Source organism: Spirosoma panaciterrae DSM 21099, from assembly GCF_000374025.1.
GTDB lineage: Bacteria > Bacteroidota > Bacteroidia > Cytophagales > Spirosomataceae > Spirosoma > Spirosoma panaciterrae.
Map to the genome: position 1 here is coordinate 492,879 of NZ_KB893172.1, position 13,509 is coordinate 506,387.

The 13,509-nt window shown below is 50.4% G+C and carries 9 protein-coding genes; 3 read left to right on the plus strand and 6 right to left on the minus strand.

Annotation, left to right across the window (positions count from 1 at the left end):
- Positions 1-2,708: SusC/RagA family TonB-linked outer membrane protein (locus B153_RS0101965; RefSeq protein WP_026261840.1), on the minus strand; the 2,708-nt coding region annotated here is incomplete at its 3' end.
- A 289-nt stretch (positions 2,709-2,997) separates the two neighbouring features.
- On the opposite strand from B153_RS0101965, the gene B153_RS0101970 reads away from it, so the two are divergent.
- The gene (locus B153_RS0101970) at positions 2,998-4,662 is read left to right on the plus strand and encodes an NFACT RNA binding domain-containing protein (protein ID WP_020594979.1); all 1,665 of its coding nucleotides are present in this window, start codon (positions 2,998-3,000) and stop codon (positions 4,660-4,662) included.
- A gap of 30 nt (positions 4,663-4,692) precedes the next feature.
- Here the strand turns inward: B153_RS0101970 and B153_RS0101975 are convergent, their stop codons facing one another.
- Positions 4,693-5,934: an ABC transporter permease gene (locus B153_RS0101975; RefSeq protein ID WP_020594980.1), complete on the minus strand. Its 1,242-nt coding sequence runs from the start codon at positions 5,932-5,934 to the stop codon at positions 4,693-4,695.
- Positions 5,935-6,146: 212 nt separating this feature from the next.
- Here B153_RS0101975 and ggt point away from each other — a divergent pair, with 212 nt between their 5' ends.
- Positions 6,147-7,952, plus strand: coding sequence for a gamma-glutamyltransferase (gene ggt / locus B153_RS0101980; RefSeq protein ID WP_020594981.1), 1,806 nt, complete (start codon positions 6,147-6,149; stop codon positions 7,950-7,952).
- Between the two features lie 120 nt (positions 7,953-8,072).
- Here the strand turns inward: ggt and acpP are convergent, their stop codons facing one another.
- The 4 genes from acpP to B153_RS0102000 all read right to left on the minus strand — a co-directional run bounded on the left by acpP (position 8,073) and on the right by B153_RS0102000 (position 12,621).
- Positions 8,073-8,303, minus strand: a complete 231-nt coding sequence (gene acpP / locus B153_RS0101985) for an acyl carrier protein (protein WP_020594982.1) — start codon at positions 8,301-8,303, stop codon at positions 8,073-8,075.
- Positions 8,304-8,405: 102 nt separating this feature from the next.
- The gene (locus B153_RS0101990) at positions 8,406-9,734 is read right to left on the minus strand and encodes a TolC family protein (RefSeq protein ID WP_020594983.1); all 1,329 of its coding nucleotides are present in this window, start codon (positions 9,732-9,734) and stop codon (positions 8,406-8,408) included.
- Between the two features lie 84 nt (positions 9,735-9,818).
- Positions 9,819-11,399, minus strand: a complete 1,581-nt coding sequence (locus B153_RS0101995) for a DHA2 family efflux MFS transporter permease subunit (protein ID WP_020594984.1) — start codon at positions 11,397-11,399, stop codon at positions 9,819-9,821.
- Between the two features lie 109 nt (positions 11,400-11,508).
- Complete coding sequence (locus B153_RS0102000) at positions 11,509-12,621, minus strand: HlyD family secretion protein (protein WP_020594985.1); 1,113 nt, start codon at positions 12,619-12,621, stop codon at positions 11,509-11,511.
- Between the two features lie 187 nt (positions 12,622-12,808).
- Between B153_RS0102000 and B153_RS0102005 the strand changes: the two genes are divergently transcribed.
- Positions 12,809-13,294 carry a MarR family winged helix-turn-helix transcriptional regulator gene (locus B153_RS0102005; protein ID WP_020594986.1) on the plus strand — a complete coding sequence of 162 codons (486 nt, stop codon included), beginning with the start codon at positions 12,809-12,811 and terminating at the stop codon, positions 13,292-13,294.
- Positions 13,295-13,509: the final 215 nt, after the last annotated feature.

Consider the following 13,509-nt stretch of genomic DNA (forward strand, 5'->3'; position numbering starts at 1 on the left):
CGACCCGGACCCGCGCCATCCTGCTGGGGAGCTGCGGCCACTTCTTCCTTGCTGTTGAACAGACCGATCACTTTGTAGCCGTAGAACGAGGACAGGTCATGACCAGGCTCGTTACGCACTACGTTACCACTCAGACGGGTACCCCCACCGTAGAAGTAAGGCACCAAGGGGTCGATGGCTACGATCTTGTTGTTGAGGAAACCGGCAATGGCGGTCACTTCGTAGCTCAGATCGCTGTTGATGTTACCCCGGTTGGTGACTAAGATGTCGATCCCTTCGTTACGCATGCTGGCCAGGTTCTTGTAAGGTGCTCCCGAGCGCACCCCGACGACGCCGGGCAGGGCCAGTTGGTAGAGCAGGTCTTTGGTGTCCCGGCGCCAGAAATCAAGCACCACTTCGAGTTTGTTGTTGAAGAAGGCTCCGTCGATACCGATGTTGCTGGTCACGTTGGTTTCCCATTTAGCACCTGGGTTTCCAATCTGGCTCCGATAGAAACCAGCGGCAATCGAGTTGTTGGTTCCGTTGATGTCATAGCCCTGACCTGCGCCACCTGCATAGAGGCTAAATTGGTTGGTTGCATTCAGGAAGTTGGAGTTACCCATGGTACCGTAGCCCCCGCGAATCTTCAGATCCGACACCCAGGGCAGGTTCTTCATGAACTCTTCGGACGACAGACGCCAGGCAGCCGACACAGCGGGGAATACCCCGTAGCGGTTAGCAGCCGCGAACTGAGAGGAACCATCCCGACGAACAACGCCCGTAATGATGTACTTATCGTTGAACGTATACCGCACCTGCCCGAACAGCGAGTAGAACTTGTTCCCCAGGCTGTAGCCACTGCCTACGCCACGCGTAGCACCGGGGGTGGTGGTGCTGATGGTGACGTAGTTGGGGTCAGTCGAGAAGGGGTTCTGGCCCGAGCCACTGATATTACGGCCTAAACCCGTATTCAAAGCTTCGATACCGGCCAGGGCGTCGATGTCATGGATACCAAACTTCTGCTTGAAGTGAGCCGTGTTGGTAAAGGTCCAGGCTAAGCCATAACCCGCGCCTTCGCTGTAGGTGTAGGTGGTGTTGTTTTCCGAGTTTTCGTACTGCACCCGACCGTAGCTATTGAAGTAGTTCGTGAAGTAAGTACCCCCAAGGCTGCTGCGCAGGGTCAGAGAAGGAATTACGTCATACTCCAGGTAGGCGTTGCCGAAACCGAAAATCTGGAAGGAAGCATCATTGGCCCGTGCCTGACGATCGGCAACTGGGTTACGTGGGTTGTTGAAGCCCGGAGCAGCTGTACCGGCATAGCCGCCGAAGGAGTTGTACACCGGAATGATCGGAGGCATCCGGTAAGCTGACAGAACTTCGTTTTCATCAGACGACGACGACGAGTTGTTGTTAGTCGAGTTACCCAGGATGCTACCAACACCACCCAGAAGGCCTTTTGTTTTCACATAAGCCAATTGGAAGTTTTCGCCAAAGCGGAGCTTCTTGGTGATGTCGAACTCGGTGTTGGCCCGCAGTGTGTACCGGCTATAGTCGTTGTAAGTCACAATACCGGCCTGTTGCTGCATACCCAGCGCAACATAGAATCGGCTCGATTCGGTACCACCCGAGAAACCGACATTGTGCCGCATCAGGGGAGCAACGCGGGTGATCTCCTTGTACCAGTTGGTGCCCGCCTTGTTGGACGGGATCACGTTGTAAATCGCGCCGTTGGCGGGGTTCACGTTGTACTTGGCGGCTTCTGCCGTCAGGTCCACCTGCGAAGCCGACAAGCCTGAGCGGCTGCCCACCAGCAGATAATCGGGCAATACCGGCGTAGCGCCTTCTCCATACTGACCACCGGCTAAGCCTTTGAAGTCGTTGGTAGGGTAGGTACCCTGATAGATGTCGTTCTTACGAGCCTGCCAGGTCCAGTCAGCCTGTTCCTGAGGAGTCAGGATGGGCAGGCTTTTGCCCGGATCGGTAGCGCCGTAAAGACCATCGTAGCTTACGCTCAGCTTTTGCGCCCGACGCTGACCTTTACGAGTGGTGATAACAATCACCCCGGAAGCGGCCCGCGCTCCATAGATCGAAGCCGAAGCGGCATCTTTCAGGACGGTGGTCGATTCAATATCATCGGGTGCCAGGAAGGCAATCGTCTGAGTAGGTACACCATCCACCACATACAGCGGCTGGTTACCCCCGAACGAACCGAAGCCCCGAACCCGTACCTGAGAGGAGGTACCCGGCTGCCCGTTGGTGATAACGGTAACCCCGGCCACGCGTCCCTGCAACTGCTGTTCGACGTTGGTCGAGGGAACGACTTTTAATTGAGCAGGCTTTACGGTTGATACGGCCCCGGTCACATCCCGGCGGTTTTCGGTGGAGTACCCGGTAACGACGACTTCGCTCAGGGCGGTGGCTTCGTCTTCGAGTCGGACGTCAAGGTTGCTTTGATTGCCTACGTTGACTTCCTGGGTTTTGAAGCCGATGGCCGAAATCACCAGCACTGGGTTGTTGCCACGGACGTTGATCGAGAAACTGCCGCTGGCGTCCGAAGAGGTACCAGTTTGGGTTCCTTTCAGGACGATGTTGGCGCCGGGTACGGCTCCATCGGCCCCCGTAATTTTACCCGTCACGCGACGGTCTTGGGCTGAAGCGTGGAGGCTCCAAAGCAGTAGGACTGCACCCAGAAAAGCGGTCTGCAGAAACCTGTAGAACGATGCTTTCATGAAGATTAGGTTGGTTTGAAAAATGAGTAAACGCATCAATATTAGGTTAGTTAAATTATATTTCAAAAAGAAATCGTAATAAAAAACTGTACCAAAAAAGGCTTGAATTAATTTTTTATTAATAAAATTATATGTTATATTTTATTAAATTTCTGATAATCAATATATTATTTTAAAATATTTATATCTGATATTTGTTTAGTTATATTAATTGCAAATTTTACTTAGTTTTTTAGAAAAATCACTTCGGAAAAAACTTAAGTACTTCTAACGTTACTTTTGTGACGCTATGCATACAAACTATTACTTCCTGCGGCAACTTACTCAGGCTCTTCAACTGCGACTATTAGGTAGTTTTACCAACCATTTAAAGGCTGCCGAAGGGGTCCAAACCCCTTTACGATTTATGGAATGTTATAGCCAGGATCGGGATGAGGTCGTACTGGTTTTTGCGGAAGCGAAAGGCAAAGTCAATTACTATAAACCGTTCTATATAAAAGCCACCCTTCGGCCCGATTTCTCGGGGCTCATGTTTCCAGATCGTGTACAGCGAGCCCGCACCAATAGTGTTGACCTGTTCGAAACAGTGATTGGCAGCGAAGGGAGTGAACGGGCTATTGTCGAAGTTCGGTCTTTTTTAAACGAACGATGTCTGGCCATTGTCCTGGAAGAGGGGTTCACCCTGGTATTCAAATTTTTCGGTAATCGTCCGAATTTACTCGCCTTTTATCAGGATCAGGTAGTTGATCTGTTCAACCGTCAATTGGTAACGGACGAACAATTGAAGCTTACCGCCTTTGATCGACCGATCGACCAGTCTTATGAAGCTTTTGAACGAGTGGGTTTCGATCATCGTCCATTGTTTCCGACGTTTGGTAAACTGGTAAACCGATGGATTGAGGAACAATGGCAACAGGCAGATCTGAAAACTCCTCAGTTAAAATGGGCTATCATTCAGGATGTACTTCAGCGATTGGAGCAGCCTCAGTATTACCTTACCCGATTCGAGCACAAACCCGCGCTGAGCCTATTGCCGTATGGCCATGTGGAGCAGGAATTTACAGACCCCATTGAAGCTACTAACCGATTTTATAGTCGATATAACGGCCTGAGTACATTTGAAGCTGAAAAGGCAAATTTACTCCGATTGCTCGATAAGCGCCAAAAACGGGCCGAAGCTCAACTGGAATCGACACTTCAACGAATGATTTTGCGGGAAGATGGCATTAGTCATGAACAGATGGGGCATATTCTGATGGCCAATCTGCACGATATTCCATCTGCTCCCGGTGCCCGATCGCCTGAACGAGTAACCTTATACGATTTCTATCACGACCAGTCGGTTACGCTGAAGCTGAAGCCAGACTTAAGTCCGCAAAAGAACGCTGAGAACTTCTACCGGAAGGCAAAGAACGAAAAGATAGAAGAACAGCACCTGACCGATCTGATAGCAACACGGGAGGCCGATATGGAGCGGATCGGGCAGCAGAAACAGGCTATAGCGAGCCTTCAAACCCTGAAAGAGTTACGTCGTTACATTAAACAGAACGAACTACTGACAGATGGATCTGAAAAGGCAGGTACTCCACAAGCGATGGATTCGCTCTTTAAACAGGTTGTTGTCGACTCGTTTCGTATCCTGATCGGCCGAAATGCGAAGAATAATGATTTACTAACTCAGCGGTATAGCTATAAAGATGATCTTTGGTTGCACGCTCGGGATGTAGCGGGGTCGCATGTCATTATTAAATATCAGGCAGGTAAACCCTTTCCTAAGCATGTGATTGAGCGAGCCGCTGAACTGGCAGCCTGGTATTCGAAACGCCGAACTGACAGTTTATGCCCGGTAACTGTGACCCCCAAAAAATTTGTGCGAAAACCGAAGGGCCTTGCCGAGGGGCAGGTCATTGTTGAAAAAGAGGATGTCGTCCTGGTTGTTCCCCGAGGTGAGTGAGGCAGGCATCTCACACGCCATTCCGAAGAATCACTTAGCCCGGATCGCAATAACGGGGTCCATACGGGAGGCTGAAAAAGCGGGAATTATACCCGACAAGATGCCTATAACACTCGATACGCCTAGCCCGAGGGTTATATTGCCGGGGGTGAGTTGAAGATCAAGGCTCCCTAAATCCATAAAGGATAATAGGTATACCAAAAAGATACCGGCTATGCCCCCTACTAAACTAAGTAGAACCGCTTCGAACAAAAACTGGCACAGGATAAAGTAATTTTTGGCGCCCAGCGATTTCTGAATACCGATTATGTTCGTTCGTTCCTTTACGCTGACAAACATAATATTCGCAATTCCAAACCCCCCGATCAGAATCGAGAACCCACCGATCACCCAGCCTGCTATGGTCAGAACGGAGAAAATGCCACTGATGGCCTGTGCTGCAGCTTCGGGGCGATTTATGGCAAAATTGTCTTCCTGCAATGGGCGCAAACCGCGCCGGGTGCGGAGCAAGCCCCGGATTTCGCTTTCCAGTTCGACCAAACCCTCGTCGGTGTCGTACCCTTTTATGGCGATGTCGATGTCGGGCTGGACCGAGTGGAATAGTTTAGCAAAAGCGCCATAGGGAATCAGGCATTTAATATCGGGGTTGCCGCCTACATTGAGGATGCTCTCTCCCTTTTTACGTTGTACACCAATGACGGTGAAGTTGTGGCCACTCAGTTTGAAGGTTTTGCCAACGGGGTCTTGTGCCGGGAAGAGGTTTTCGGCAACATCGGCTCCAATGATGGCTACGTTGCGGGCTACATCGATTTCCTGTTGGGTGAAATAGCGGCCTTGCTCAATAGGAACTTCCGAAATTTTGTTGTAATCCAGCGTGGTTCCCTGAATAAGCGACGCCATGCTGTTGTTGTTATGCTTTACCGTTACTCGCCCCTTAAAGTCCATAGCCACTACCGCTTCTGCGCTTTCGAGTCGATCGCTCAGGAAGCGGTATTCAGAATAGGTAGGTACGGGTCGCTGGAAGTACTTCCACCACTGAAACTCTCCACCGAAGATCCAGGGCCATTTTTGCACATACACCACTTTGTCGCCGATAAACGATAGACTATCCTTGATGTTTCGTTCGAGCGAATCGACCAGGGTAAACACGGCAATAATGGCGAAAATCCCGACCGTAACGCCCAGGAGGGAGAGCGTGGTGCGAAGCAGGTTTGAGCGCAGGGCCTGCCAGGAGAACCGGAAGCTTTCAAATATCTGACGAAGGAATCTCACCCGGGTAAAGCATAAAAGCGTGAAAGGGGAGAAAAACGTGTTGGGAAAACAGGCTTTTCTATCTTGTGAATGTACTCGTTCGGGCCGGATTGTACCAACTTATTTCGGATAAGGGCCGGGTTATGAAGGATAAGTGGTCGATTTGGTGATCTGCTGTCGTCGGTTATTTTTGTAGTTTACCAACCGATTACGATTTAACCTGAAACGCATCTATGAACCAACGTATTATCCGATATTCTCTGTGGTTGCTCATAGCCGGTGCGGTGCCAGCTTGTAAAACCCAGGCTCCATCAACCACCGCAAGTACTAAAGTTAGTCAAAGCCAGGGGGTTTACCAGTATCGAGACGAGGACCCATCCGTAAAACCATTCTTCTCCGACCGTGTGGGCGTTATGGGTCGTAATGGTATGGTGGCATCGGCGCATCCGGAAGCATCGCAGGTAGGTCTGAACATTCTGAAAGCGGGGGGTAACGCCGTCGATGCGGCAGTGGCGGTACAGTTTGCGCTGGCCGTGGTGTATCCGGGCGCAGGGAATATTGGTGGAGGTGGCTTTATGGTGTATCGTGATCAGGCAGGCAAAGCGTATACCCTCGATTATCGGGAAAAAGCACCAGGCCGGGCTACGCAGAACATGTATCTCGACTCTTTGGGGAATGTGATACCGGGGTTGAGCATTAGCGGGCATTTGGCCAGCGGGGTGCCCGGATCGGTCGATGGTATGGTTGAAGCGCATAAACGATTTGGTAAACTGAGCTGGGCGCAGGTATTGCAACCCGCCGTCGATCTGGCGGCCAAAGGATTTGCCCTGACTGAGCGGGACGCTCTTGGCCTGAACCGCATCAAGACCGATCTGCTGAAGATCAATCCGGGTAAAACCTATTTTCTGAAAAGTGCTGCTCCGGCCGATACCATAAGCTGGCATAAGGGCGATTTGCTGGTTCAAGCCGATCTGGCGAAAACGTTACAACGGATTCAGGGGCAGGGGAGGGCCGGATTTTATGAAGGCGAAACGGCCCGGCTGCTGGCTCAGGAGATGGTGCAGGGCAAAGGCCTGATTACGGAAGAAGACCTCAAAAGCTACCACGCTACCTGGCGCGAACCCATTCAGGCGAAGTACAAAGAATACAATGTCATTACGATGCCGCCCACATCGAGTGGGGGCGTAGCTTTGCTGCAAATGATGCGGTTTACTGAACCTTACCCGTTGCGTAAATGGGGATGGAATCGGGATAGTACGGTGCAGGTGATGATCGAAGCCGAACGACGGGTGTATGCCGACCGCGCTAAATTTTTGGGCGACCCTGATTTTGTGAAAGTGCCTGTTAGTCAACTGATCAGCCCCGATTATCTGCGCAACCGATGGACCGATTTTTCGTGGGCAAAAGCGACCGATAGCCGTAACGTAAAAGGGGGCATGATTCCCGGCTACGAAAGTCTGGAAACTACACATTTCTCTGTTGTTGATAAAGAAGGGAATGCCGTTAGTATTACAACTACCCTCAATGGGGGGTACGGTAGCCGTGTGGTAATTGGGGGAGCAGGCTTCTTCATGAACAACGAGATGGACGATTTCAGCGTGAAGCCGGGTGTGCCAAATATGTTTGGCCTGATCGGTAACCAGGCCAATGCGATTGCGCCCGGTAAGCGGATGCTCTCGTCCATGACCCCAACCATTCTGGAAAAAGATGGCAAGCTCTTCATGGTTGTTGGCACGCCCGGTGGTTCTACAATCATTACATCGGTTTATCAAACGATTTTAAATGTAATTGAGCATGGCATGACCATGCAGCAGGCCGTTAATGCGCTTAAATTTCACCACCAGTGGCTGCCCGATAAAACTACTTTCGAAAACGGGGCATTTTCGGAGGCAACCATTCAGGCTCTGCAAGGTCGGGGGTATATGCTGGAGAAACTCACCAACACGCTCGGTCGTATGGACTGTGTACTCGTCCGGCCCGATGGCACTTATGAGGGGGCATCAGACCCCAGAGCGGATAACACGGCACGAGGGTACTGAGCGACTGTAAACGAATGCAAAACGCCAGCCAGAGTTTAATAAGCTCCGGTTGGCGTTTTTTAATAATGGATAAAAGAAAAAGGTAGTCCGATGCGGTAAATGGAATGGAGGAGGTAACAGTTAAGCGACGGCCTGCTCAGCCTCCAGATACGTTAACACGTCATGCATCGTAACTAGTTTGTGATGGTCTTCGTCGGGAATGCGGATGCCGAATTCCTGCTCCAGTTGCATAATCAGGTCAACGCTGTCGAGACTATCTAAACCAAGATCACGTGAAAAATGGGTCTGCTCCGTAATCGACGATTCGGAGACGCCAAATTGCTTCAGGATGTCTATCACTCGTTCTTTCATAACATGGCTCTTTGTTTAGTTCAACCTACTATACGCTTATAAAATCCTTTTTTGGGGCAGTTTAGTATGTGGATTTATGAAATTTTAATTCGGTCAATCAACTTAAAGCAGGTTCTCGCCCAAGAGCCGTTTCAATTCCAACTGATTGAGCAATAGCTGATACTGAAAATTCAGGCGACCTAATTCGGCTTCCTCCACACCCGTTTCGGCACTTTGTAGCTCCACGTTGGTAATGACCCCATTTCGTAAGCGGGCGTTGGCAATCTCCAGCGCTTTTTTTGCCTGTATCACCTGGGTTTCCAGATTGGCCAGTCGGGTTAGATTGCTGCGGATATCGGCATTGATTTGGGCAATACTCTGGCGAACCTGCGCATTGGCGCTCTCCAGCGCGTATCGGCTGGCATTCAGGTTCAATTGAGCCGCCTGGTTTTGTAGCTTATACCGATTGCCTGAGTAAATGGGTACTGCCAGTGACACACCAGCGGCAATATTGAACCGTGGTGTATTGATTTCAGGTAGGTAACCATTTCGATAGCCTGCCGATCCCGAAAAGCTAAGGTTTGGCCGCCCTGATAACGTATTGACCAAAATATCCGTTTCGGCTTGCCGAATCCGATCTTGCGCGAGTTGTACGTCTTTATTGCCCGCCAGAGCTGATTGGGCATCGTTGGCCAAGGTGTAAGGCTGAGTGGTTATGTTACTGCCAGCCGTTTCCAGATTGAACTGATTGACCGCCTGACTCACATCGGGACTTGGATTCCCGGTCAGGTAGGTTAGTAAAGCAAGCTGGCGCTCCAACTGGTTCTGAATCTCAATTTTACGGTTTTGGGCCGTTTTTACTCGAACCTGCTGGGTCAGTACGTCGTACTGGAGGGCATCCCCATTTTGTAGTCGGGTAACCAGCAATTGCACATTGGCCCCCGCCGTACGAATGACTGAATCCTGAACGCTCAGACTCCGTTGCAGAAAGCCAACCCCATAATAGGCTGCGGCTACCTGATAGGCCAGCGACTGCTGGGTAATTTCCAGATTTCGACGAAGCACCTGCACGTTGTCGGTTGCCTGCTGTACCGATGCTTTGGTTCGGCCCCAGTCATAAAGGGTTTGCCCAACGCCAACATAGGCATTGACGTTATGATTTGGCTGGAACTGAATGGTTCGGTTGACTCCGTCGACAGGTAGCGTAGCCTGTGCCACCGGGGTCAGGTATTGATAGCTGGCATTACCGGATACGTTGGGTTTCAAAGCCGACCGGGCAATATCGGTTCGTAAATCACCCGCCTGAATTTGCTGCTGTTGCTGTTTCAGAACCGGGTAATATGTATTCGCCTGCTGGATTAGGGCGCGTAAATCGTCGGGAACAGGCTGGTTCTGCGCCTGCGCCACGCCAACTACCAGCAACGGGATCAGTATAAGAAGTTTGGAGTTCATAAGCGTAAACGGGTTGAGTTTCAGGCAGCAGGTTGACCATCATAACACAATTGTGCATCAGTCAACCTGTTGTCAGAAATGGAGTTAGTGGGCTGACTCGGCTACCGCTTTGGCGGCTGCAGCGTCCATTTTTTTCTTTTGCAGTAAAAACAGGAGTGGGAAAGAGATGACAAAAAACAAACCCGCCAGCCGGAAGGTGTCGAGGTACGAAATCATCAGGGCCTGTTTGGAAATGATCAGGTCGAGGTTTTTATAAGCCCCCGAAACCGCATCCATGGCATTGACACCTTTGGCAATCAGTGCCTGCGTCATGGTATTCACCCGTTCGGTCGTCAGCATCTCACCGGGTTGCAGATTCGACACCAGATCGCCCCGGTGAACGGCCGTGCGCTGGGTAACGTAGGTATTGGTAATGGCCACCCCGAAAGCACCGCCTATCTGCCGCATCATATTCACAATAGCGATACCCGTTGGCATCTGGCGAGGTTCGAGCGACGAAACCGACTGATTAATGAGGGGTACGTTGACCAGGGCCAGACCAATACCCCGGATGATTAGGGCCGTAATGAAATCGCCATTGGACGCGTTCATATTATAGGTCGACATCAGGAAACAGAAGGAGGCAAAGGCTATATAACCCAGCGTGACAATCAGCCTGGGCGAAACCCCTTTGGCAAGCATCCGGCCCGTAATGGCAAACATCGGAAGCGTAACCAGACCGCCTGGAATGAGCAGTTTACCTGTCTGCGTAGCCGTTAACCCGACAATGCGCTGGGCAAATAACGGGTAAAGGAGAACGGACGTGAACAAACCATAGCCGACTACCACCACCAGAATTGAACCGATGAACAGGTTACGGTTTTTCATGACCCGCAAATCCACTACCGGTTCTTTCGTGCCTCGCAACTCCCACCAGATAAAGGCTGGAATGGCAATGGCCGATATGGCCGTTAACCAGCGGATTGCACTATCGTCGAACCAGTCGTCGGCTTCACCCCGCTCGAGGACATATTGCAACGCGCCAATCCCGACAGCCAGGAGTAAAATACCCATCTGGTCGATTGGAATGGCTTTTCGGTTGATGTTGATCTCGTCTTCTTTTTTCTCGATGAATGTCAGGCTGAGGAGTACGGCAATGATGCCGATAGGAACGTTGATGTAGAACATCCAGCTCCAGTGATAATTATCGATGATGTAACCTCCCAGCGTTGGTCCCAGCGTCGGACCCAGAACGATACCCATGCCAAACAGGGCCGAGGCTACGGCTCGTTGGGAAGGTGGGAAGGCGTCGTACATAAGCCCCTGTGAGGTCGAAAGCAAAGCACCACCCCCAATCCCCTGTAGGAATCGGAAGAAAACCAGGGTCCATAGATCACTGGCGAAACCACACCCGTAAGAAGCCAGGGTGAATAAAATAATAGAACCGATGTAGTAGTTTTTGCGCCCAAAATACCGTTGCAAAAAGCTCGTCATCGGAATCACAATGACGTTGGCAATGGCATATGACGTTACAACCCAGGCCACATCTTCGATCGTTGCGCCCAGATTGCCCGCAATGTCGTTGAGGCCGACATTGACAATCGACGTATCGATCAGTTCCATGATCGCTGCCGATACTGCCGTGATAACGACGATCCAGCGACCAAAGCCACTTTGTTGTGCCATGATTTTTTTAAGTATTAGGAGCGAGAAGTGAGGAGTGAGAATGCTGACGCGAACTCGCCGGACGGAGTATTCTCACTCCTCGCTTCTCGCCCCTCACTCCTAATACGAATTAATTAGCTACCCGAACTTCAGCATCTACGCTTAAGCCGGCACGCAGTTGGTTTTTGTACTTTTCGGGGTTGGTGATTTCAATCTTCACCGGCACACGCTGAGTGATCTTAACGAAATTACCCGATGCGTTATCGGCAGGAAGCAGGGCAAAGCGGGCACCAGTAGCTTCGGACAGCGATGCGACGCGACCTTTTATATCCAGTTCAGGATACGCATCCAGTTTAATATCGACCTGCTGGCCGACCTGCATTTTCTCCAGTTGGGTCTCTTTGAAATTGGCCACCACCCAGAAGGTCGAATCGGCTACGATGGTAAACAGATTCTGGCCGGGTTGTACGTACTGGCCCACTACTACATTCTTACGACCAATTTTTCCGGCAATCGGGGCTGTAATATGGGCGTAGCCTACTTTCAGCTTGGCATTGTCGATGGCCGCCTGCTTTACTTTCAGCACGGCCTGTATCTTCTGAATATTGGCCTGCGCTTTAGCAATACCGGCCTGAGCTACGGATTGCGAGGTTTGAGCGAGGGTAATCTGCTCGACGTTTGCCTGGTACTGACGGCGCTGCACTTCGGCATTGTTCTGAGTGTCTTCCAACTGCTTCCGAGTCAGCGACTGTTCTTTGTAAAGGTTCTGATCACGTTGTAAATCCTGTTGCGCTTTATCCCGACGAGCGGCTTGGACCTGGGCATTCGATTGGGCAACGCGGGCGTTTTGGGCTACATTACGAGCGTTTGCCTGGGCATTTTGCAGGTCAGCACGGGCGTTTTCGAGATCAGCCAGCGATTGCTGATAATCGGCTTCGGCCTGCGCCAGTGCCACATCATATTCCTGGGGGTCGATCGTTATCAGTTGCTGACCCTGTTTGACAGTTGCATAATCATCGACGTTTACGGCTGTGACGTACCCAGCTACACGAGCCAGAACGGGGGCTGAGTTTCCTTCAATTTGCGCGTTATCTGTGGTTTCGTATTGCTGACCGTGCCGATAGGCCTGGTACCCAAAGTAGCCCCCTACCAAAAGTACCACACCGATAATGATGCGGGGTAAATAGGTACGGAGGCCGCTTTTTTCGTCTGTTGTTGTTTGTTCCTGAGCTAGAGTTGCCATGTGTGCTGCGTTCAATAAAGAATAGGCAATGAAGTTGTGTATGTAAAGAATGCCGAACCATTCAGTTAGTCAACTTGTTTGACTATTGAGGCAAAAGTAAACTAGGTTGACTATAAAGTCAAGCAGGTTGACTATATTTGTACAATATTTTGTTAAGAATTGTTTCAGTTTTTCTTATTTTGCTTTCATGATAGTGGAAACGCATAAGAATTCCTTTGATTTTAACCAATTTCGGCTGATTCGGGAGCGATCGGTAGGGCGTTTGTTCTGGCGATTAAAACGATTTACGGCTAGTTATATAGAACCACGTCTGCATGCCCTTGGTTACTCTGACTTTAAAATGAGTTATCTCATGTTTCTGTCGAATATTGAAGAGCAGGGGACAACCAATAATGAACTAGCCAAGCGGGCCTGTGTAACAAAGCAGATGATGAGTAAAATCGTCGGTTTGCTGGAAGAGGAAGGGTATATTTTCACCCAGAAGAACCCTAATGATTCCCGGTCCAGCATTATTTTTCTGAATGACCGGGGAAAAGAGCTATTTGTGGCGTTGGAAGGCTGTATGCAGGAAGCCCGGACTAAATTTGATTCAATTGTTGGTCACGAACGCATGGAGCAAGTGATCGAAACCATGTACAGATTGGTCACTGAACTGGAAAAAAGCGAACAATAAGCGTATGTATGCAGTATGATATAGAATATATGATGTAGGTAGCCTGAAGCAGTTGCATCATATATTCTATATCATACTGCATACAGCTTATGTTCACATCCATAAATCCGTATTCGCAGAAGCGAATCAAGACCTACCGGGCCGATAGCCCTACCGGGCCGATAGCCCTGCCGGGCTGGAGCGGAAGCTAAAACAAGCCGACCGGGCCTTTGCCG

Bases quoted from the DNA above. Each gene is read 5' to 3' on its own strand.
- acpP (WP_020594982.1), bottom strand. From the start codon at position 8,303: ATGAAAGAACGAGTGATAGACATCCTGAAGCAATTTGGCGTCTCCGAA.
- B153_RS0101995 (WP_020594984.1), bottom strand. From the start codon at position 11,399: ATGGCACAACAAAGTGGCTTTGGTCGCTGGATCGTCGTTATCACGGCA.
- B153_RS0101970 (WP_020594979.1), top strand. From the start codon at position 2,998: ATGCATACAAACTATTACTTCCTGCGGCAACTTACTCAGGCTCTTCAA.
- ggt (WP_020594981.1), top strand. From the start codon at position 6,147: ATGAACCAACGTATTATCCGATATTCTCTGTGGTTGCTCATAGCCGGT.
- B153_RS0102005 (WP_020594986.1), top strand. From the start codon at position 12,809: ATGATAGTGGAAACGCATAAGAATTCCTTTGATTTTAACCAATTTCGG.
- B153_RS0101990 (WP_020594983.1), bottom strand. From the start codon at position 9,734: ATGAACTCCAAACTTCTTATACTGATCCCGTTGCTGGTAGTTGGCGTG.
- B153_RS0102000 (WP_020594985.1), bottom strand. From the start codon at position 12,621: ATGGCAACTCTAGCTCAGGAACAAACAACAACAGACGAAAAAAGCGGC.